Genomic DNA, 20,859 nt, shown 5'->3' with positions numbered 1-20,859 from the left:
GCCATGACGGACACTCGTGACGAACTCGAGACCCGCGGCCCCGCGAGCGGGCCGCCACCACTGCTGCGGTTCGTGGCCGCGAAGGTCGGCGGGGGCGTGGTGAGCCTGTTCCTGGTGGCAGTGCTCGGTTTCTTCCTGTTCCGGGTGCTGCCGGGCGATCCGGCGCGCACCATGACCAGATCCACACCGGTCAGCGCCGAACAGCTGGCCGCGCTGCGACACCGGTTCGGCCTGGACCAGCCGTTGTACCTGCAGTTCCGCGACTTCCTGCTGAACCTGCTGCACGGCGACCTGGGGACGTCCTACATCTACAATCGCCCCGTAGCGGAACTGATCGTCGAACGGATCGGTCCCACCGTGCTGCTGGTGGGCACCGCCACCGTGCTGGCGGTGCTGGTCGGGCTCTGGATGGGAACCCGTGCCGCCTGGCGGCAGGGCGGTGTGGTGGACCGGTGGTTCACCTCGGTGGGGTTGACGTTGTGGTCGGTCCCCACCTTCTGGCTCGGACTGCTGCTGCTGATGGCCTTCGGGGTCGGCGTCGGTCCGCTTCCCGGGTTGTTTCCCGTGGCCGGCATGTCCTCTCCCGACGTTCCGGCGGGCGTGGTCGCCCGGGTGCTGGACGTGGCCCACCACCTGGTGCTGCCGTGCGTGACGCTCGTGGCGGTGATCTACGCGCAGTTCATGATGGTCATGCGCACCTCGCTGCTCGAGGAGATGGGGGCCGAGTACCTGACCACCGCCCGCGCCAAGGGGCTGCGCGAGGATCTGGTGCGGCGCAGGCACGCCGTGCCGAACGCTCTGCTTCCCACCGTGACGCTGATCTTTCTGCACCTCGGGCTGGTGGTTGCCGGGGCGATCACTGTGGAGACCGTCTTCTCCTGGCCCGGACTGGGATTGCTGACCTACGAGGCGCTGCGGGTGCCCGATCTGCCGTTGTTGCAGGGAACGTTCATTGTGCTGGCAGGGAGCGTGATCGTGATGAACGTGCTGGCCGAGCTGATCTACCGATTCCTCGACCCGAGGGTGCGTGACTCGTGAGCGCCCCGCCGAACCTCACCGGAGTGACGGGGCGGCGGCTAGCCGCCCTGGCCGAGGGATGGCGTGTCTACCGCGCCGATCGGGGCGGGCTGTTCGGCCTGGCAGTGCTGCTGGTGGTCGTGGGGCTGGCTCTGCTGGCGCCGGTGCTCACCCGGTCCGACGAGCTCGACGTCACCAGGGTGCGGGGGGAGCCGCTGCGACCACCGAGCGCGACGAACTGGTTGGGAACCGACGAGTCGGGGCGTTCGGTGCTGCTGCTGACCTGGTGGGGAGCCCGCATGTCGTTGCTGGTCGGGTTGTCCGCGGCGGTGCTGTCGATGGTGATCGGAACAGTGGTGGGGTTGCTGGCCGCCCACTTCGGTGGTTGGGTCTCCACCCTGCTGCTGCGGGTGACCGATTTCTTCCTGGTGCTGCCCGCGCTGGTGCTGGCCATAGCCCTGTCCACCGTGCTGTCGAGAGGCGTGTTCACCATCGTGCTCGCCATCGGGGTGACATCCTGGCCGCAGACAGCCCGGCTGGTGCGGGCACAGACGCTCACGGTGGAAACGCGTCCCTACATCGAGCGAGCCAGAGCACTCGGCGGGGGGCATCGGCATCTGCTCGGAAAGCACGTGCTGCCCGCTGTGCTGCCGCTGGTGTTCGCCACCACCACGCTCACCGTGGCCAGCGCGATCATCGCCGAGTCGACGCTCTCCTTTCTCGGGCTGGGGGATCCGTCCATGATCTCGTGGGGATCGATGCTCAAATCCGCCATGGACACCGGAGCCGTGACGGCGGGTGCCTGGTGGTACCTGCTACCGCCCGGTCTGGGCATCGCGATCGTGGTGCTGAGCTTCACGTTGTGCGGCCGTGCGCTGGAAACCGTGCTGAATCCGAAATTGCGGGGAACACGCCGATGAATCCGATACTGCGTATGGACGGGGTTTCGGTCACCTATGGCGGTTCGGCGCGGCCGCGACAGGCCGTGATCGACGCGAACCTGACGTTGGAACCCGGCGCGACGCTGGGACTGGCGGGCGAGTCCGGCTGCGGCAAGACGAGCCTCGCTCTGGCGGTGCTGCGGCTGTTGCCGCGTTCGGCCGATGTCGACGGCACGATTCTGCTCGACGGTCAGGACATCGAGCGACTCACCTGGGGCGGGTTGCGCGCCGCACGGTGGGCGAGCGCATCGGTGGTGTTCCAGGGGGCCATGCACGCGCTCAATCCGGTTCGCACCATCGCCGACCAGATAGCCGAGCCGATCCGGTTGCACTCCTCCGAGCGTCTCTCGGCGGCGGTGTCGCGTGCCAGGGTGGTCGAGCTGTTGGAGCGGGTCGAGATTCCCGCTCGGCGTCGCGACGCCTATCCGCACGAGCTGTCCGGTGGACAGCGGCAGCGTGTGATGATCGCGATGGCCCTTGCCTGCGAGCCGCGCCTGATCATCGCGGACGAGCCCACGACCGCGCTGGACGTGGTGGTCCAGTCGCAGGTGCTGTCCCTGTTGCGGCGCCTGGTCGCCGAGCGCGGTATCGCGTTGTTGATGATCAGTCACGACCTCTCGGTACTGGCGGCGAGCTGTCGGCGGCTGGCGGTGATGTATCGGGGACGGCTGGTGGAGGAAGGTCCCGCTCACAGACTCGCGAGCGCTCCGGAGCACGAGCACACCCGAGAACTGGCGGCGGCGTTTCCCACGATCGGTGATACCGCTTCCCGCTATCCGGGGGCCGGTGAGCCCGCCGGGGCGGCCGGTTCCACCCGGCGACCGCTGCTGTCGGCCGAAGGGGTGAGCGTGGAGTTCACGGACCGCCACCGCAACCGGGTGCCGGCGGTGCGCGAGGTCGATCTGGACGTCACCGGTGACGAGATACTCGCGCTGGTCGGTCAGTCCGGTTCCGGGAAGACCACGCTGGCCCGCACCCTGCTCGGACTGCGGCACCCCGATACCGGGGTGGTCCACTACGACGGGCGCCCGATTCCCACTTCCGGGCGGCGACTGCGCGATTTTCGGGGCAATGTGCAGCTGGTGCTGCAGGATCCCACGGGCGCGCTGAACCCCCGCCACACCGTTTACGAGGCGGTGGCGGAGGGACTGCGGGTGCACGGCGGAGCGACCGACGAGACGGCCCGTGTGCACGAGGCGCTGGAAGCGGCCGAGCTGCGGCCCGCCGAGGAGTTCGCCGGGCGGTTCCCGCACGAGCTGTCCGGTGGGCAACGGCAACGTGTCGTCATCGCGGGTGCGTTGGTGCTGTGCCCGCGGGTGCTGGTCGCCGACGAGCCGGTCGCCTCGTTGGACGCCACGGTGCGCGGTGAGATCCTGGCGCTGCTGCTGCGGCTGCGGCGCGAGCGAGGTGTGTCCAGCCTGGTCATCACGCACGATCTCGGGCTGGCGTGGAACGTAGCCGATCGGGTGGCGGTGATGCGGGCAGGGGCGATAGTGGAGACGGGACCGGTCGAGCGGGTCCTGATCGATCCCGAGCACGAGTACACCACCGAACTGCTCGCGGCGGTCCCCTCGTTCGAACGAAGTGTTTCCTGAACGGTCGCTTCCGGCGGTTTCGATGATCGCGGTGTACCTCTCCTCGGGATGCTCGATTCCCCGGAACGCTCGACCGAAGGCGAGCGGGTGAGCGTGTCCGTGGTGTGCTCTCAGCTCAACGAGTCCACTATCGCGGGACGTTCCGGACGGTCCATCCGGACCAGTCGGTCTGCCAGCAGGTCGGGGCGGATCTCCCGCTGGTAGTCGTCGAAGGCGGGCAGCTGCCACTCGTTCTCCGCGGCGACCCGTCGCAGCAGTACCTTCTCGGACATCCACAGGTGTACCGCGAAATCCGTTTCGAGCCCGCCGCCGAGCAGGAACGGGCCGTCGACGACCACCACACCGCCCTCGGTGAGGCGCACGCGTTCCATGCGCGGGGAACGGTCCAGTTCCGCATCCCACAGTGTCGGAAGTACGAGACCGCTGCCTGCCGGCCGCAACGGCGCGAGGACCTCCCTCGTCAGGGCGCCGAAGTCGAACCAGTCGAACCGGAAGGAGTCCGGGTCCTCGCGCCCCCGCTCCAGCCGAAGCGAGGCCGGGCGGACGTAGTCCCATAGGCGTACCCGCACTACGTGCCTCCCCCGCAGCCGCAGCTGTTCGGCGAGCGAATCGGCCAGCTCATTCGTGCCGGTGAGGGGATGTCCGTCGAGTGCCACCCTGCACCACGGTTGTCCGGTGCCCTCGTGCAGCACCTCGCTCAGCTCGACGGCCAACAGCTCCCGGCTGGTGGAACGTACCCGCATCCCTCGTACCGCCGCCCCTCGCGAGGTGGCCCGCCGTGGCGGACCACGATTCAGCCGGGTCCGGTCGCGTCGAATGTGAGAGTGCCAGCCTCGGCGTCGAGCTCGGCGCTCACACCGAGCGGCACCGTGAGCTGGCCGTCGCAGTGACCGAATCCCAGTTCCCACAACACCGGTACCCCGAGATCACCCAGGATGTCGAGCAGCGTCGCACGTACGCCCTCGAGTGGCCCGCAGTCCTGCCAGGAGCCCAACACCACCCCGGTGGCCGTCTCGAACCACCCCGCCCGTTTCAGCTGGGTGAGGTACCGGTCCAGCTGGTAGGGCTGCTCGGTCACGTCCTCCAGCAGCGCCAGACCGGGATTCGGTGGTTCGGGCAGCTCCCCGGAGCCGAGCAGCCCGGCCAGCACGCTCAGGTTGCCGCCGTGGGTGACCCCCGCCGCGCACCCACTCCGCAGCGCGGCCGAGTGCGGGCTGCTCAGGCGCGTCCCCGCCGGTTCGAACAGGGCGCGACGCAGGTGCTCGCGGGCGGTGACGTCCTCGGTGAAGGCTTTCGTGGCGATCATCGGCCCGAACAGGCCGGCCAGTCCCAGCCGTCGGCCGATCGCTTCGTGCAGTGCCGTCGTGTCGCTGGAGCCCACCAGAAGCTTGCCCGGGGCCCGTTCCATGGCTCGCCAGTCGAGCCGTGGCAGGATCCGCACACTGCCGTAGCCACCGCGTGCGCACAACACCGCGCTGACCTCGGGGTCGCACCACGCTCGTTCCAGGTCCGCTGCCCGATCGGCGTCCGAACCGGCCAGGTAGGCCAGCCGGGGATGCCGATCCCTCACGTGATCGCCGACTCTGACCCGCAGCCCCCACGATTCGAGCAGCCCGACACCGGTTCGCAGTTGCTCCTCCGGCACGGGGCCCGCGGGGGCGACCACCGCGACCGTGTCCCCGACGCGGAGCGGGGGAGGGATGGTGCGTGCTGCTGTGATCGTCGGCATGACCTCATGGTGCACCGCTCGGGGCGTGCCGAAGCGCGCACGGCAGTGGTCACTTTCGGTTCGGGTTTTGCTACGTTTGGTGACAGACGCCTCGCGGGGTGTGTACGAGCTCCGTTCGGTTCGTGGTCGTGCGGAACGGTGACTGTTGTTCGCGGGTGGCGAACATCGTCCCGGTGGGGTGGTCGTGGGCCGATCCGCCCGGCGGGTGAGATCGACATCGACGCTGCCAGGGACGATCCCCCTTCGTGCGCGAGGGGAAGGGGCTGCATGATCAGCAGCGCTGTGACTTAGTGTCGAGGGTGTCATGGCTCGTGTCATCCACGTATTCCGTCAGCCCGACCGTTTCATCGTGGGAACGGTCGGTGAGCCCGGCGATCGCACCTTCTATCTGCAGGCCACCGAGGACTTGCGGACGGTGAGCGTTCAACTGGAAAAACAGCAGGTCTCGGTGCTGACAGAACGCATCGACGCCCTGCTGGAAGAGGTGCAGCGCCGATTCGACACCGAACTGCCCTCCGAACCACCGGACGAACTGGTCGACTCCGGTCCGTTGGAGGTGCCGGTAGAGGAGGAGTTCCGGGTCGGCACCATGGGGCTCGGTTGGGATGCCGAGACCGAGGCGGTCGTCGTGGAACTGCTCGCGGTCACCGAGGAGGAGGTCGACGAGTCCGTCGTGCTCGACGACACCGACGAAGGGCCGGACGCGGTTCGGGTGTTCCTCAGCGCGGCGCACGCGCGCGCCTTCGCGGAGCGCGCGCAGCGAGTGATCGAGGCGGGCCGGAAACCGTGCCCGCTCTGCTCGGAGCCGCTCGATCCGGAGGGCCACATCTGCCCACGGCAGAACGGTTACCGCCGTTCGGAAGAGGAGTAGCGGCTCGTGCTCGCCGACGACGTCGCTGTCGAGCTGTTGCGCGAGGGGAGTCTGGAGGTTCAGGGCCGTCTCGTCGAGGCCTCCAACGCCACCCTGCTGTGCACGGTGGAGAACGACGGGTTGCGGGCCGACTGCGTCTACAAGCCGGTGCGTGGTGAACGGCCGTTGTGGGACTTTCCGGACGGCACACTGGCCGGTCGTGAGGTCGCCGCCTATCTGCTTTCCGAAACGCTCGGATGGCATCTGGTGCCGCCGACACTGTTACGGGACGGCCCCCACGGTCCGGGCATGGTGCAACTGTGGGTGGACACCGAGCAGGACTCCGAACTGGTCGACATCCGCACTCCCGAGGACGTGCCCTCGAACTGGCTGACCGTGCTGCACGCGCGGGACGATCAGGGTGAGCCGGTTGTGCTCGCCCACTCCGACCACGACGAGCTGCGTAAGCTGACCCTGTTCGACGTGGTGCTCAACAACGCGGACCGCAAGGGCGGTCACGTGTTGTGCACCTCGCGGGGGCGGGTGCTCGGTATCGATCACGGTGTGAGTCTCAACGCCGATGACAAGCTGCGCACCGTGTTGTGGGGCTGGCTCGGGCAGGCCCTCCACGGGACGGAGGTCCGCTCCCTGGAACGGTTGCGCGCTGAGTTGGACGGCGAGTTCGCCGCCGGATTGGTCGAGCACATAACCCCGAAGGAAGTTCAGGCCCTGCGGGACCGGATCGACCGGTTGCTGCGGGGCGGGGTGTTCCCGGCGCCCTCCGGCGAGTGGCCCGCCATACCCTGGCCCCCCTTCTGATGGCGGTGACAGCGGTTGCGTGCCTGGTCGGTTAGCCGGCACGTGAGTCGGCGCCTTGCCGCGTTGGGCCGGCTCTTGAGTAGCGACCTACGCGGCGAGCGGCCCGGCCTCGCAATGCATCCGACTCACGCACCGGGGCCCGCGCTGCTTACTCGCATGGTCGCGTCCGATGGGGGCGGTACCGGGGGAGTCAATTTCCGCTTTGCTTCGACCGGTGCGGGTCGCGTGGGTGGTGGGAGTGCGGCCCTGTGCTGCCCCACCGCCCGGCGATTTCGCGAGAAATCGACGCCGGAGGCTCCGGGGCGGGAAAGCTCCGGCCCGTCACGGGTCACTTAACCGTGGCGGCTAGGGTCGGACACATGCAACCCTGGTCATCGGTTTCCGTGCCCAGCCTGCCCGGTACTGCGCATCCGTTGCGGCTGTTCGATACCGCCACCGGCGAAGTAAGACCGGTCGGTACCGGTTCTGGGGTGCGGATGTACGTCTGCGGCATCACTCCCTACGATGCGACCCACCTCGGTCACGCCGCCACATACATCGCCTACGACCTGGTGCACCGCATCTGGTTGGACAACGGCAGCGATGTGCACTACGTGCAGAACGTCACAGACATCGACGATCCGCTGCTGGAGCGTGCCACGCACGACAACGAGGACTGGGTCGTGCTCGGGATGCGCGAGACCGCGCTGTTCCGCGAGGACATGGCGGCCCTGCGCGTACTGCCACCGCGGGACTTCGTCGGAGCGGTGGAGTCGATCCCGGAGATCGAGCAAGCCGTGACCAAACTGCTTTCCTCCGGTGCGGCCTACCGGGTGGACGACGAGTTTCCGGATGTCTACTTCCGGCACGACGCCACCGGTAAGCTCGGGTACGAGTCCCGTTACAGCAGAGCCGAGATGACGGAGGTGTTCCCGGACAGAGGTGGCGATCCGGACCGCCCGGGCAAGGAGCACCCGCTCGACGCCCTGCTGTGGCGCATGGCTCGCCCGGACGAACCCTCCTGGGACTCCGAGCTCGGTGCGGGTCGTCCCGGCTGGCACCTGGAGTGTTCGGTGATCGCGTTGAACAGGCTCGGGATCGGGTTCGACCTGCAGGGCGGCGGCTCGGACCTGGCCTTTCCGCACCACGAGTTCAGCGCCGCGCACGCGGAAGCGCTGACCGGGCAACACCCCTTCGCGGGCCACTACTCGCACGCCGGGATGGTGGGACTGGACGGGCAGAAGATGTCCAAGTCCAAGGGCAACCTCGTGTTCGTCTCCCGGCTTCGTGGCGATCGAGTGGATCCGATGGCCATCAGGTTGGCGTTGTTGAGCGGTCACTACCGTGCCGATCGTTCGTGGAACGCCGATCTGCTCACCACCGGTGCCGCCAGGCTCTCCCGCTGGAAGCAGGCGGTGGAGCTGTCGGAGGGGCCTCCCGCCGACTCGACTCTCGACCGGTTGCGGGAGCGGCTCAGCGACGACCTCGACACCGAAGGGGCGCTGCGAGCCGTGGACGCCTGGGTCGACGAGGCGCTGTACGAGGGGGGCGAGGACACGACCGCGCCCTCGACGATTCGCCGTGCGGTGGACGCCCTGCTGGGCGTGGCCCTGTAACCCCGCCGTCCTCGGAGCCGGGGAACGGAAGCACGTTCGGCGCCCCGCCGCAGGGGCGCCACTTCCGGTTCCGGTTCGGAAATCCCGTCGGTCGCGGTGGCAGGCTCGGATATCCCGAGTGGCGGATTTTCGTGGCCGGGACGGCATTCTCCGTTTCCGGCGGCAATAGGAACCCCGCGCGCCGTGAACCCTTCCGGCGATTCTCACGGTATTCCGCGGTTGTCGACTTCGGCCTGCGCGACACGTTTCCGAGAGTTTCCTCGGCCTCGCTCCTGCTGCCCTGTACTGCGACGATACCGCGTGTCGTGGTGGGGGTGCGCGATGTTTTCGCCGCTCACGCCGTTGCTTCTCCCTACAGGCCGGGTCGGGTCGGCGAAGAGATGGTGGTCGCGACATTCGACTCGGGTTTTTGTTCCGATGAGCTGGGAAAATGCTCTTGACCGTCGAATTTTCGGTAATATGCGACAACCACCGGCCACCCCGACCGGCCAATAGGAACACAACGTAGACTTCCGCCAACCGATCTGATTGGATCTCGTGACACGAGTCCGCACGAAGCCCGGATCGGTAATAGGTGCTTTGGTTGCGAGGTGGGATGGTGAGTCGGGTATGGGAGATGCTCGAACGCTCGCGCAGATCGTTACGGGACGGTGCGGCGAGACAGCGGTTGGAGGGATCGACCAGACAACTGTTGCAGCGTTCACGGGACACCGTGGCGCAGATTATCGGTCCTTCGCCTTCGCGTGAGCCGAGTTCACAGGATGTGTTGGCAGGGGTCTGCTCCAGTGTCGCCCTGCGTGATCTGAACCTTGTGGACTCACTGCTCGAGCAACTGGAACAGATGGAGTCCGAAGAGGACGACCCGGAGTCGTTGGATCGCCTCTATCGGCTCGACCACCTGGCCACCCGGCTGCGGCGCAACGGTGAGAACCTCCGTGTGCTGGCCGGGCGGGACGCCGGTGGTGCTAAGCCGGAGACGGCTTCACTGGTCGACGTGATCCGTGCGGGTATGTCCTCCATCGAGCACTACAACAGGGTGGAACTCGGCAGGGTGACCGAACTCGGCGTGGTCGGGTTCGCCGCGGACGACGTCAGCAGGCTGCTGGCGGAACTGCTGGACAATGCCACGGCGCATTCCCCGCCGAATTCGTCCGTGACCATCAGCGCGCATCTGACCGAACAGGGCAGCATGATGGTGCGTGTCGAGGACGCCGGTATCGGCCTCCCCGCTGCGAGGCTCTCCGCGCTCAACGAACGGCTCGCGAGTGCCCCGGTGCTCGATCGCAACGCGGTGCGCCACATGGGGTTGGCCGTGGTGCGCAGAATCTCGGGCAAACACGGTATTCGGGTCTGGTTGGCGCGTCGTGCGCCACACGGGACGACCGCCTCGGTGCTGCTGCCGCACGCCCTGGTGCACGAGAACGCGGCACCCAACGGGGGCGTGTCACGACAGGTTCCGGTGTCCGAGGAACCGGCGATCCCGAACATGCGTTCCGCGCGGGCGACCACGGAACCCCGGGCGAACGCGGCCGCCGAAACCCCGTCCGAAACCCCGTCCGAAACCACGGAGGCCGGTGTGGAGACTCCCGCGGTGGCGGCCGAGCCCGTTTGGCCCTCCGAGGAGCAGGCCGCGGCGCAGCAGGACCAGTCACAGCCCGCCACCACGGCCAACGGGTTGCCACGCAGGGTTTCGCAGAGTCTGAAGGGATCCTCCGGCGGGAGCAGCGGCTCCGCCGTGCCCGCGCCGGAACTCCGCTCCGACGACACGGAACGCGACATCCGCGAGAGCCATCAGCAGTTGCTCGCGGACCTGGGAGATTTCGCCGAGGGCGAGTTGGAAGCCAGGCAGCACAACGAAAACGACGATGCCGAGAGGCCACAGCAGTGACGGCTGCAGAAAACAATGCCCAGTCCGCGAATTTCGACTGGCTGGTCGACGATTTCGTGCACCGGGTGCACGGCGCCACCCACGCGTTGATTCTGTCGGCGGATGGCTTGCCACTGGCTGCTTCCTCATCGGTCACCTCCGATGAGTCCGAGCAGCTCGCGGCGATCTCCAGCGGCATGCTCAGCCTGGCGCACCACGGTTCCGCGTTGTTCGAGAAGGGTGATTGCGAACAGATCATTCTCCGGCTGCGGCACGGATACTTTCTGTTCATGGGTATCGGTTCCGGCGCCGGACTCGCCGTACTGACCTCGGCCGAGGCGCAGATGCGCGTAGTCGCCTACGAGATGACCCAGTTCGTGGAAAACACCGGGCACGCGTTGACACCGGAGGTCCGTGCCGACTTAAGGCGCGTCGTAACCGCGCGAAGGCCGCGTGACTGATCGGTTAAAGGAAGACCCATGGTCACACACTCACAGAACCAGCGGGAAAGCCGCAGTAGCCGGGTGCGGCCCTACGCGCTCACGCACGGACGGACCCGAACCCGGCACCAGCTTCTCGTGGAGACGATGGTTTCGGTGTCGGATTACGACACCGAACTCGCCGAAAAGCTGCTTCCGGAATCCCGGTCGGTTTACGAGCACGCCCGACGGCCGATATCGCTGGCCGAACTCTCCGCCTCGCTGAACATCCCGCTCGGGGTGATACGAGTGCTGGTCAGCGACTTGGCGACGGAAGGGGCGATCGTCATTCACCCCACCGGACAGGCTTACAGTTACGATCACAATATCCTCGAGAGGATTCTCGATGGCCTCAACAAGCTCTCCGCGTGACCACTCCGAGCTGATGCTCTCGGCGAAGATCGTGGTCGCGGGTGGATTCGGAGTCGGCAAGACCACATTCGTATCGTCGGTGTCCGAGGTCGCTCCCCTGAACACCGAGGCGTGGATGACCGAGGCCAGCGAAGGCGTGGACGATCTCGATCCCGCCGGGGAGAAGACGACCACCACCGTGGCGATGGATTTCGGGCGTATCCAGCTGCACCCGGACCTGATGCTCTACCTGTTCGGAACCCCCGGACAGTCCCGTTTCTGGTTCCTCTGGGACGACCTGGCCAGAGGCGCGCTGGGCGCGGTCGTGCTGGTCGACACCAGACGGATAGCGGAGTCGTTCGCCGCGATCAACTACTTCGAGCACGACTCGGACATCCCGTTCGTAGTGGCCGTCAACCTCTTCGAGGGAACGTTGACCCACGAGCTGGAGGAGATCCGCGAAGCACTCGCGATCGCTCCGGACGTCCCATTGATCACCTGCGACGCACGTGATTCATTGTCCACTGTAGATGCTTTACGGACGCTGGTTACCCACACGATGCGGTTGAACGTGACGCACGGCGCCGCGTGATTCGTCGCCGTGTCCCGCGGGGACCGGTGTCGTAGTGGAGGGGTCTCGTCGGGTGAAAGGAAGGGTGCGATGCGCAAGATCCTCATAGTCGGAGCCGGCCAGGCCGGGTTGCAGACCGGTCTGTGCCTGCTGGAACACGGCTATGACGTCACGATCATGTCCGCGCGAACGCCGGAGGAGATCCGTGGTGGTCGTGTCATGTCGACACAGGCCATGTTCCACACCGCGTTACAGCACGAACGGGACTACAAGCTCAACCTCTGGGAGGGTCGCGCACCGCGGATCCAGGGATTGGGTGTCTCCATCGCGGCCGAGGACGGCACCAGGGCACTGGACTGGGTCGGCATGCTGGACGACTACGGGCAGTCGGTCGACCAGCGGGTCAAGATGGCAGGTTGGTTGGAGCTGTTCGAGGACAACGGCGGCAAGGTCATCTTCCACGGGGTGACGACCTCGGATCTGGACTCGCTGACCAGGCACTACGAACTGGTGCTCGTCGCGGCGGGCAAGGGCGAACTCGTCCAGCTGTTCGGACGCGACCCCGACCGCTCGCCCTACAACACCCCGCAGCGAGTGCTGTCGGTCAGCTATGTCCACGGTGCGGATCGTCGGCCGGAGCACCCGGACATGGACGCGGTGCGGTTCAACGTGGTCCCCGGCGTGGGTGAGCTGTTCGTCATTCCCGGCCTGACGTTGAGCGGGCCGTGTGAGATCCCGTTCTTCGAGGGCATACCGGGTGGCCCCTTGGACTGCTGGTCGGACAGGCCCGCCCCGGGCGAGCACTGGAAGCGCATGCTGGAGCTGATGCGGCAGTACGTCCCGTGGGAGTACGAGCGCTTCAAGCACGCCGAGCTCACCGATTCGCAGGCGACCCTTTCCGGAGGTTACGCACCGGTGGTGCGTAACCCCGTGGGCGAACTGCCGTCGGGAGGGGTCGTTCTCGGTATGGCCGACGTCGTGGTGGCCAACGATCCCATCACCGGGCAGGGCTCCAACAACGCGAGCAAGTGCGCCGCGTCCTACCTCGAGAGCATCCTGGAGCGGGGCGGCGAACCGTTCGACAGCGACTGGATGCGGCGAACCTTCGAACGCTACTGGTCCGTGGTCGAACCGGCCACCACCTGGACCAACGCGATGTTGCAGCCCCCGCCGGCGCACGTGCTCGACATCTTCTCCCGTGCCGAGCGCAACGCGACCATCCGCAAGCGCTTCGTCAACGGCTTCGACGATCCGGCCGATTTCGGTAACTGGTTCCTCGATCCGGAACTGGCCGAGCGGTACCTGCGTGAGGTCGACGGCTGAGCGGTCCCGCTCCCGACGCGACGGCTCGGCCGGGCCCCACCCGGCCGAGCCACACGGGGCCCGTTCCGACTACGGGTTCTTGCTCGGTCCGGCGGGCCCCTTACCGCGTCCTCCACCCTCCCCGGGGCCACCGGGACCCCTGCGGCGCAGGTAGCGCTCGAACTCCGCCGCGATCGTCTCACCGCTGGTCTCACTCAGCGTGTTCTCGGCGTCGCCACGTTCCTCCAGGGCCCGCACGTAGTTGCGAACGTCCTCGTCCTCCTCGGCCATCTCGCTGACGGTGTTCTCCCACTCCTCCGCCTGCTCGGGCAGATTGTTGAGCGGGACCTCCAGGTCCAGCGCCTCCTCCACGCGGTGCAGCAGCGCCAGAGTGGCCTTCGGCGAGGGGGGTTGCGAAACGTAGTGCGGAACCGCGGCCCAGAACGAGATAGCCGGGATACCGGCCTGTACACAGGCGTCCTGGAAGATGCCGAGAATGCCGGTGGGGCCCTCGTAGCGGGAACGCTCCAAGCCGAACCGGCTCGCCGACTCGGCGTCGTAGGCGCTGCCGGTCACCGGGATCGGCCGGGTGTGCGGGGCGTCGGCCAGCAGTGCCCCGAGACTGACCACGGTGCTGGCGCCCGCCTGCTCGATGTGGGACAGCAGTTCGGAACAGAACGCGTTCCAACGCATGTTCGGTTCGATTCCGTGTATCAACACCACGTCCCTGCTGCAACCGGGTGGACGGCACACCGAGAGTCTCGTGGTCGGCCAGGAGACTTCTCGCGTCACACCGTCGACCAGTTTGACGGTGGGCCGGGACACCTGAAAGTCGTAGTAGGGATCCGGATCGATCTCCGTCCAGCTGGTAGCGTCCCAGGTGAGCTGGAGGTGTTCCACGGCTGTACTGGCGGCGTCGCCGCCGTCGTTCCAGCCCTCGAAAGCACAGATTATGATGCTGTTCTCGAGGGTGAAACCGGCAGGTGGGGCAGGTACGGACACATGGCGAGGGTACTACCCACCTCGTGCGCTGTCGGAGATGATGGATGCCGAGTGCTGTACCCGCTCGGTAACCGCCCTCGTGGCTGTGCTCACATCGCGTACTGCGCACCGTGAACGAGCCAGTAAGCTGGACGCATGCGTAACGATCTTCGACGGTCGTCCTGCCCGGGCCGTCCCGGAGCCTGGTCCCGGGAACGGGCGGGAGGTCCGCTTCGATGACCGAAACCGATCCTCGCGCCGCTGAGTCCCAGCGGCCCGCTGTTCCGGAGTTCCCCGCCGCCGTGCTCTTCGACATGGACGGCACCCTGGTCGACTCCGAGAAGCTCTGGACGGTCGCCATGGACGACTACGCGGCGGCCAACGGCGCCGAGATCAGCGATGCCGCGCGTGCGCGCATGGTCGGCTCCAACATGTCCCGCAGCATGCGGTTGCTGCTCACCGACATCGGCATGTCCACCGGCCCGGCCGACATCGAGGCGGCGGGCCAGCAGGTGATCGAGCGGATGGCCGAGATGCTCGCCAACGATCTCACCTGGCGTCCCGGCGCCGAGCAGGCACTGCGTCGGGTCAGTACCGACGGTGTTCCGGTCGCGCTGGTGACCTCCACCATCCGGTCGCTGACCGACATCGCGCTGCGAACCATCGGTGCCGAGATGTTCGACGCCACCGTCTGCGGTGACGAGGTGGACGGCTACAACAAGCCCGATCCGGAGCCCTATCTGCGCGCGTGCCGCGAGCTGGGCGTCGACCCGGCGGACTGCGTCGCGATCGAGGATTCCCCCACCGGGGTGAGTTCTGCCGTGTCGGCGGGGTGCGCGGTGCTCGGAGTGAGCTGCGAGGTCCCGCTGGAGCCCGAACTCGGGTGCACCATCCGGGAGTCCCTGGAAGGGCTCGACACCGCTGAGCTCGGTACGTTGCTGCGTCGCGGCTGAGCTCGTCGCGTCCGGCGCCGGGCGGTGTTCGGCCGAGCGTGGCGGGATGCAAGGATCACCGGTCGTGAAGACCTTCGACGAGCTGTTCAGTCAGCTTCAGCAGCGTGCGCACAGCCGGCCCGAGGGATCCGCCACGGTTGCCGCCCTCGACGCGGGGATCCACTCGCAGGGCAAGAAAGTCCTGGAGGAGGCAGGGGAAGTCTGGTTGGCCGCCGAACACGAGTCCGACGAGCAGCTCGCCGAGGAAGCCTCCCAGCTGCTCTACCGGCTGCAGGTGATTCTGCTCGCGAGGGGCCTCTCCCCCGAGGACGTATACCGCTATTTGTGATTCAGATTCCTCGCTCGTCGTGCCGGGGTGGGTGCGTGGCGGAACCTCTCGCGGGCTCTCGCTGCGGGGAGGCCCGACATCGAGTAGGTACTACGCCACGTCGGGCCTTCCTCACGAGAGCACCACGAGAGAACCCGCGGCGGTGCCGACTGCATGAGCGGCAGGAGCTCGGCCAGCGGAAGTGGTAGGAGTTCGGCTCTGGAAGCGACGCGGGCCCCGCGATTTCGCGAGAAATCGGCACCGCTCCGGCCACACCACCGCACCGGCCCGGCGGTTCCGCGTTCCGGTGAGGTGATCGGATCGTGATTGGAACAGCACATACAGCGCGTGTCGCGGCGGATAATGGTGTCCGGAAGACGCCAAGTACTAGCGGGAGGACCCATGGGTGTGGTCCCGGTGGACTCCGCGCCGCCGAAATGGCAGCTGTACGCGGGGATGCCCTGCTGGATCGAGTTGATAACTCCGGACCTCGAGCGGGCATGCGAGTTCTACACGGCACTGTTCGGCTGGCGGTACGAACAGCGCCGGGCATCGGACGGCAGTGATCACCTGATCGCCACGCACGACGACTTTCCCGTCGCGAGCCTGCGCGCGGCGGGTGAGGACGTGGCCGGATGGCGGTTGTTCCTGGCCACAGGGGACTGTCGAACAGCCTGCGAGCAGGCCGAGAGCAACGGTGCCACCGTGACCGTGCCGCCCGGCCATCTCAGCGGTATCGGCACCAAGGCCGTGCTCACCGATCCCTCCGGCGTCGAGTTCGGACTGCTCGAACCGGAGGACTCCTGGCAGTTCGACGTGGGCCTGCCCGCCACCCTCATGTGGGCTGAGCTGCTCACCATCAAGGCGCAGACGGCCGATCTGTTCTTCCAGGAGCTGTTCGGCTACACCGCCACGCAGTTCGGCACCGAGAACCAACTCGACTACTCGGTCTGGTACCTGGGTGAGGAGTCGGTGATGGCCCGCGTCAGCATGCTCCGTGATCACATCAACGGTGAGACCGAGCCGCACTGGTTGATCTATCTCGGTGTCGACTCGAACATCGGCACCGACGAGACGGTCCGGCGTGCCATCGCCGCGCATGGCAGGGTGCGGGCCAACCCGTACGACTCGTCCCTGGGCAGAATGGCTGTGTTGCGTGATCCCACCGGGGCGAGGTTCGCACTGGTGGATGCTTCGGAGGCGTCACGCGGCCACGGGATTCCCGGCAACTACGATCCCTACGAGGACTGAGCGGACCTTCCCGCTCGGGCGAGGCGGAGTCGCGTTCGCGGCCCCGGTCGGACTCGGCCCCGGTCGGACTCGGCCCCGGTCGGACTCGACTGGGACCTCAGAGTCGAGTGGGTAGCAGGGCCTGCGCACTTTGTCCGACGGGGCCTGCGGCGTCGTGCAGCGTGGTCCGGGTCAGTCCCGCGCCGTCCGGACCGAGCGTCATGCGCGCGTCGAGACCCACCCACTCGCCGTGTGGTTGCCGGGCCAGGTGCACGGTGAGATCGGTGTTGGCGAACGCCCACCGCTCGAACGGCAGACTGCTCGATACGCCGCTGGCGCAGTCGGCCACGGCGAACAGTCGCTGCAACGGGCTCGGCTCCTCGCCCGCCACCAGCGGCATGCGCTGCCTCGCCCACACCTCCGCGTGGCCCGGTTCCGGTGTCGCGGTGCTCGCCGTACGCCACTCCAGTGCGTCGGCGTAGCCGCCCGACCAGCCGGCCGGTAACGGCATCGCGGGGCACTCGGCCGGATCCGTGAGCCGCCGCGCGTCGTCGCGGGCTACGTCGGCGGTGTCGGAGCGCAGCATCCGCCAGGCCCGTGCCGTGGCCGCGATCCGTCCCGAGGCCGCTATCTCGGCGGTGACCAGTTCCACGGAGCGTCCCGGACGCGCGACCTCCGCTCGTACCGTCACCTCGTCCACCGGCACCGGCCCGAGCACGTCCACACTCACCCTGCGGACGGAGCGGCGTTCGTCGGGTTCACAGCACTCGATGCCGCGTACCAGCAGTGCCGCCACCGGCCCCAGATGCTGGGCCTTGTCCGACCACGGCCCGACGGTGTGCTCCGTGGCGCGGAAAACACCGTGGTCGAGCTGCTCGTAGAACACTTCCTCCGTCGCTGCCAACGCGGTTCCCTTCGCCGTTTCGTCATTCCGCCGTGTGATCGGTTCCGCACGGCCGTTCTCGCTCGGACTGCTGTCGGAGTTCAGGCGCCGTGCTTGGCGGAGGCGGCGGTTCGCTGTTCCGGTTCCGGCCAACCGGGGTAGGGCGGAGCCGTCCCGCCGTGTGCGGGGCACAGCGGTTTGAAGTCGCAGAAGTCGCACAACCGGGACGGCGTGGGGCGGAAGTCGCCGCTGCGTCCCGCGCGCAGGATGGCCTGCCAGATGGCCTCCAGCGTCCGCTCGAACCGACGCAGCTCCGCCTCGTCGGGCTTGTAGGTCAGCGACTGTCGGTCCTTCAGATACATCAGCAGCAGCTGCCGGGGAAGCTCTCCCCGGCTTCGCCACAGCACCAGGGCGTAGAACTTCATCTGGAACAGCGCCTTGTTCTCGCCTGGTTGCCGGGGCGCGGCACCGGTCTTGTAATCGACCAGCCGCACCTCCCCGGTGGGGGCGACATCGACCCGGTCGATGAACCCCCGCAGCAGTACACCGCTGTCCAGTTCGGTCTCCACCCGCAGCTCGCACGCCTCGGGGTCGAGTCGCCGCGGGTCCTCCAGCTCGAAGTACGATTCGAGTAGCTCGCCGGTCGACTCCAGCCACTCGGTCAGCTCGTGCTCGTCGGCGAACAGCTCGGCCAGTTCGGGCTGTTCGGCGCGCAGTTCCCGCCAGACGGGCGTGAGGAGTTCGGTTGCCGTGGCACGGTCCCGCCGCGCGGCGGGCAATTGGAACATCCGTTCCAGCACCGAGTGCACCACGGTGCCGCGTGCCTGCGCCTTCGTGGGGGTTTCCGGAAGCCGGTCCACCGCGCGGAACCGATACAGCAGCGGGCACTGTTTGAAGTCGCTCGCGCGGGACGGTGAGAGCGCCGGACGACGCCCGCCGGATCCCCCACGCGCGGAACTCGCGAGCTCGCCGCCTGTCTCGTTCCGGGCAGATTCCGCCATGACCGGCAACCCTAGTAGGGCTTCGTGGTTCCGATTCGCCGAGGTGCTCGCGTGGTGGGACTCGGCGGGCTCGCCGTCGCGGGCAGGGTTCGTGCCGGGAATTCGGCCGGTACGCCGGTGCTTCCGCGCCGGAGTGTTCGCAGCGGAGACGGCTCTCGGAGGAGTACCGAGAGCCACGACACGCCGCGTTCCCGGCACCGTGATCCGCTCGTTGTCGTCGCGGCGTTCTAGGCTGCTCGTATGGCCACCACCGAGGAGAGGCGAGCGGGTTCCGGCGGTGCGGGGCTGCGGCTCTGCCGGGTCGTCGGGGTTCCGGTACTGCTGTCCCCGTCCTGGTGGTTGGGCGCCGTCCTCATCGTGCTGCTCTACACCCCGCTGGTGCGCGGCCTGCTGCCGCACGCGGGGATATGGGCGAGCGCGTTCGTCGCGGCCGCGTTCACCGTGTTCCTGGCCGGTTCGGTGCTGCTGCACGAGCTCGGGCACTGTCTCGTGGCGCTGCGCCTGGGCCTGCCGGTGCGGCGGGTACGGCTGTTCCTGCTCGGCGGGATATCCGAGATCGCCCGCAGCCCTCCCACCGCGTTCCGGGAGGGGCTGATCGCGGCGGCGGGCCCCGTGGTGTCGTTGGTGCTCGCCGGTTTCACCGGGATCGGCTGGTTCGCGCTGCAGCCGCACGGTGCGGTGTGGCTGCTGGTGGCGCAGACCTGCGTGGCCAACCTCGCGGTCGGGGTGTTCAACCTGCTCCCCGGGCTGCCGCTGGACGGCGGCAGGATGCTGCGTGCGGTCACCTGGCGGCTGACCGCCGACCGGCACCGCGGAACCGTCGCGGGGGCTCTGGGGGCGGTGGTCGTCGCGCTCGGACTGCTCGGGTGGGCGGTCGGTGGTGCGCTGGGCGACGCTCCCGGGCGGTGGTTGCGGCTGGCGGTGTGTGCGCTGATGGCCTGGTTCGTGCTCGCAGGGGCGTACTCGGAGTACACCGCCGGACGGGGAGAGCGCTGGCCCAGCGGGGCGGTGTTGGCGGACCTGTTGCGGCCCGTGCTGCAACTGCCCGCGGAGAGCCCGGTGGGCGACGCGCTGTCGGCCGCCGCGGGACGTGGCGTGGTGCTGGTGCGGGCCGACGGGGTCGCGGTGGGGCTGCTGGACCAGTCACGTGCCGCCCAGCTGGCCGCGACTTCTCCCGGAGAGCCCGCCGAACGGGCGTCCGAGGAGGTGCTGCCCGAGACCGTGCTGCTGCGCGACGAGTCCCCTGAACAGGTGTTGCACCGGCTGCGCACCGTATCGGCGGAGCAGCTCCTGGTGGTCGACTCCGAGGGCAGACCCTGCGGCGTGTTGCGCCGTACCGCCGTACGGGACGCGGCGCGGCGCTACGGGCCGCAGTCCTGACCCGCGGCCCGGTGCTGCTCCACCGTGCCGCCGTAGGGACTCAGCGGCAGGGGCGCAGCTGCAGGGGTTTACGGCGCGTCTGGCAGGATGAGCCGCCGTGTCCGCATCGGTCCAGTGGACGCATTCGCGGGAGGTTCGCACAGGTGAGCAGTGTCAGCGGTCCGTTCGAGGCGGGAGACCGCGTCCAACTGACCGACCCCAAGGGTCGGCGTAAGACGATCGTGTTGCAGTCCGGCGGCGAGTACCATACCCAGCACGGTGTGCTGCCGCACGACGAGATCATCGGACGCGACGAGGGCTCGGTCGTCAGCTCCAACGGCGGAACCTCCTATCTGGCGGTCCGCCCGTTGCTGTCCGACTACGTGCTGTCCATGCCGCGCGGGGCGCAGGTCATCTACCCCAAGGACGCCGCGCAGATCCTGATGTGGGGCGACATCCGGCCCGGAGCCAGGGTGCTGGAGGCCGGTGCCGGCTCGGGCGCGTTGACCTGTTCGCTGCTGCGCGCGGTGGGCGACGGTGGCTCCGTGGACTCCTGGGAGGTGCGCCAGGACCACGCCGACCACGCCGAGCGCAACGTCGAGCGGTTCTTCGGCGAGCGGCCGGACAACTGGACGTTGCGGGTCGGCGACGTCACCGAGTACGACGGAGGTGAGGTGGACCGGGTCGTGCTCGACATGGTCTCGCCGTGGGAGGCACTGGAGACGGTGCACCGCGCTCTCGTGCCCGGTGGTGTGCTCGTGGTCTACGTGGCCACCACCACCCAGCTGTCCACGGTCACCGAGGCGCTGCGCGAGCAGCAGGGCTGGACCGAGCCGCAGTCCTGGGAGACGCTGCTGCGGCCGTGGCACGCGGTGGGTATGGCGGTGCGCCCCGAGCACCGCATGGTCGCCCACACCGCGTTTCTGCTGGTTACGCGTAGACTGGCCGACGGGGTCACGCCGCTGCGGGTACACCGCAGACCGAGCAAGGGCTGACCCGCCGCCCGAGTGACCCTCGCTTGGTCACAGG

The 20,859-nt window shown here is 68.0% G+C and carries 21 protein-coding genes; 16 read left to right on the top strand and 5 right to left on the bottom strand.

The features are described 5' to 3' along the window. Window positions 1–3 precede the first annotated feature (3 nt). The 3 genes from J2S53_RS07410 to nikE are packed head-to-tail and all read left to right on the top strand — an operon-like array spanning window position 4 to window position 3,553. Complete coding sequence (locus J2S53_RS07410; RefSeq protein WP_456240373.1) at window positions 4–1,038, top strand: ABC transporter permease; 1,035 nt, start codon at window positions 4–6, stop codon at window positions 1,036–1,038. Beyond that, complete coding sequence (locus J2S53_RS07405; protein WP_456240372.1) at window positions 1,035–1,937, top strand: ABC transporter permease; 903 nt, start codon at window positions 1,035–1,037, stop codon at window positions 1,935–1,937. The genes J2S53_RS07410 and J2S53_RS07405 overlap by 4 nt, the downstream gene beginning before the upstream one ends. Next, on the top strand, window positions 1,934–3,553 hold the full coding sequence (gene nikE, locus J2S53_RS07400) for a nickel ABC transporter ATP-binding protein NikE (protein WP_456240371.1): 1,620 nt from the start codon (window positions 1,934–1,936) through the stop codon (window positions 3,551–3,553). The genes J2S53_RS07405 and nikE overlap by 4 nt, the downstream gene beginning before the upstream one ends. Before the next feature lie 110 nt (window positions 3,554–3,663). Here the strand turns inward: nikE and J2S53_RS07395 are convergent, their stop codons facing one another. Further along, on the bottom strand, window positions 3,664–4,296 hold the full coding sequence (locus J2S53_RS07395) for a uridine kinase (protein WP_456240370.1): 633 nt from the start codon (window positions 4,294–4,296) through the stop codon (window positions 3,664–3,666). A 50-nt stretch (window positions 4,297–4,346) separates the two neighbouring features. Then, entirely contained in the window at window positions 4,347–5,282 is a 936-nt protein-coding gene (locus J2S53_RS07390; RefSeq protein WP_456240369.1) for a S66 peptidase family protein, read from the bottom strand. Between the two features lie 304 nt (window positions 5,283–5,586). On the opposite strand from J2S53_RS07390, the gene J2S53_RS07385 reads away from it, so the two are divergent. The 8 genes from J2S53_RS07385 (at window position 5,587) to J2S53_RS07350 (ending at window position 13,137) form a co-directional block, all read left to right on the top strand. Beyond that, window positions 5,587–6,153 (top strand): DUF3090 domain-containing protein, encoded by a 567-nt coding sequence (locus J2S53_RS07385; RefSeq protein ID WP_092927898.1) that lies wholly within the window; start codon window positions 5,587–5,589, stop codon window positions 6,151–6,153. 6 nt (window positions 6,154–6,159) lie between these two features. Then, window positions 6,160–6,951, top strand: coding sequence for an SCO1664 family protein (locus J2S53_RS07380; protein ID WP_456240368.1), 792 nt, complete (start codon window positions 6,160–6,162; stop codon window positions 6,949–6,951). A gap of 359 nt (window positions 6,952–7,310) precedes the next feature. Next, window positions 7,311–8,546 (top strand): cysteine--1-D-myo-inosityl 2-amino-2-deoxy-alpha-D-glucopyranoside ligase, encoded by a 1,236-nt coding sequence (mshC, locus tag J2S53_RS07375; protein WP_456240367.1) that lies wholly within the window; start codon window positions 7,311–7,313, stop codon window positions 8,544–8,546. 595 nt (window positions 8,547–9,141) lie between these two features. After that, a complete protein-coding gene (locus J2S53_RS07370) occupies window positions 9,142–10,434 on the top strand; it encodes a sensor histidine kinase (protein WP_456240366.1) in 1,293 nt (430 codons plus the stop codon). Then, window positions 10,431–10,874, top strand: a complete 444-nt coding sequence (locus J2S53_RS07365) for a roadblock/LC7 domain-containing protein (RefSeq protein ID WP_456240365.1) — start codon at window positions 10,431–10,433, stop codon at window positions 10,872–10,874. The genes J2S53_RS07370 and J2S53_RS07365 overlap by 4 nt, the downstream gene beginning before the upstream one ends. Before the next feature lie 18 nt (window positions 10,875–10,892). Continuing rightward, window positions 10,893–11,264 (top strand): DUF742 domain-containing protein, encoded by a 372-nt coding sequence (locus J2S53_RS07360; RefSeq protein WP_092973425.1) that lies wholly within the window; start codon window positions 10,893–10,895, stop codon window positions 11,262–11,264. Continuing rightward, entirely contained in the window at window positions 11,239–11,835 is a 597-nt protein-coding gene (locus J2S53_RS07355) for a GTP-binding protein (protein ID WP_175496843.1), read from the top strand. Before J2S53_RS07360 ends, J2S53_RS07355 begins: the two co-directional genes overlap by 26 nt. Window positions 11,836–11,904: 69 nt before the next feature. Further along, window positions 11,905–13,137: a styrene monooxygenase/indole monooxygenase family protein gene (locus tag J2S53_RS07350; RefSeq protein ID WP_456240364.1), complete on the top strand. Its 1,233-nt coding sequence runs from the start codon at window positions 11,905–11,907 to the stop codon at window positions 13,135–13,137. 69 nt (window positions 13,138–13,206) lie between these two features. Here J2S53_RS07350 and J2S53_RS07345 read toward each other — a convergent pair whose 3' ends face one another. Further along, entirely contained in the window at window positions 13,207–14,118 is a 912-nt protein-coding gene (locus J2S53_RS07345) for a PAC2 family protein (RefSeq protein ID WP_130467698.1), read from the bottom strand. A 215-nt stretch (window positions 14,119–14,333) separates the two neighbouring features. Here J2S53_RS07345 and J2S53_RS07340 point away from each other — a divergent pair, with 215 nt between their 5' ends. From J2S53_RS07340 to J2S53_RS07330, 3 genes are all read left to right on the top strand, one after another. Next, window positions 14,334–15,050 carry an HAD family hydrolase gene (locus J2S53_RS07340; RefSeq protein ID WP_456240363.1) on the top strand — a complete coding sequence of 239 codons (717 nt, stop codon included), beginning with the start codon at window positions 14,334–14,336 and terminating at the stop codon, window positions 15,048–15,050. Window positions 15,051–15,114: 64 nt separating this feature from the next. Further along, the gene (locus tag J2S53_RS07335) at window positions 15,115–15,378 is read left to right on the top strand and encodes a phosphoribosyl-ATP diphosphatase (RefSeq protein ID WP_092928048.1); all 264 of its coding nucleotides are present in this window, start codon (window positions 15,115–15,117) and stop codon (window positions 15,376–15,378) included. A gap of 381 nt (window positions 15,379–15,759) precedes the next feature. Next, a complete protein-coding gene (locus J2S53_RS07330) occupies window positions 15,760–16,608 on the top strand; it encodes a VOC family protein (protein ID WP_456240362.1) in 849 nt (282 codons plus the stop codon). 97 nt (window positions 16,609–16,705) lie between these two features. On the opposite strand, the gene J2S53_RS07325 is transcribed toward J2S53_RS07330, so the two are convergent. After that, window positions 16,706–17,491 (bottom strand): thioesterase family protein, encoded by a 786-nt coding sequence (locus J2S53_RS07325; RefSeq protein ID WP_456240361.1) that lies wholly within the window; start codon window positions 17,489–17,491, stop codon window positions 16,706–16,708. 80 nt (window positions 17,492–17,571) lie between these two features. Then, window positions 17,572–18,471, bottom strand: coding sequence for a RecB family exonuclease (locus J2S53_RS07320; protein ID WP_456240360.1), 900 nt, complete (start codon window positions 18,469–18,471; stop codon window positions 17,572–17,574). 240 nt (window positions 18,472–18,711) lie between these two features. Here J2S53_RS07320 and J2S53_RS07315 point away from each other — a divergent pair, with 240 nt between their 5' ends. Both J2S53_RS07315 and J2S53_RS07310 read left to right on the top strand, forming a co-directional pair. Beyond that, window positions 18,712–19,851 carry a site-2 protease family protein gene (locus J2S53_RS07315; protein WP_092973415.1) on the top strand — a complete coding sequence of 380 codons (1,140 nt, stop codon included), beginning with the start codon at window positions 18,712–18,714 and terminating at the stop codon, window positions 19,849–19,851. Between the two features lie 143 nt (window positions 19,852–19,994). After that, on the top strand, window positions 19,995–20,825 hold the full coding sequence (locus J2S53_RS07310; protein ID WP_092927910.1) for a tRNA (adenine-N1)-methyltransferase: 831 nt from the start codon (window positions 19,995–19,997) through the stop codon (window positions 20,823–20,825). Window positions 20,826–20,859 lie beyond the last annotated feature (34 nt).

This window comes from Actinopolyspora lacussalsi, assembly GCA_030803735.1.
Lineage (GTDB): Bacteria > Actinomycetota > Actinomycetes > Mycobacteriales > Pseudonocardiaceae > Actinopolyspora > Actinopolyspora lacussalsi.
This window is presented reverse-complemented; position numbering and strand designations above follow the sequence as displayed.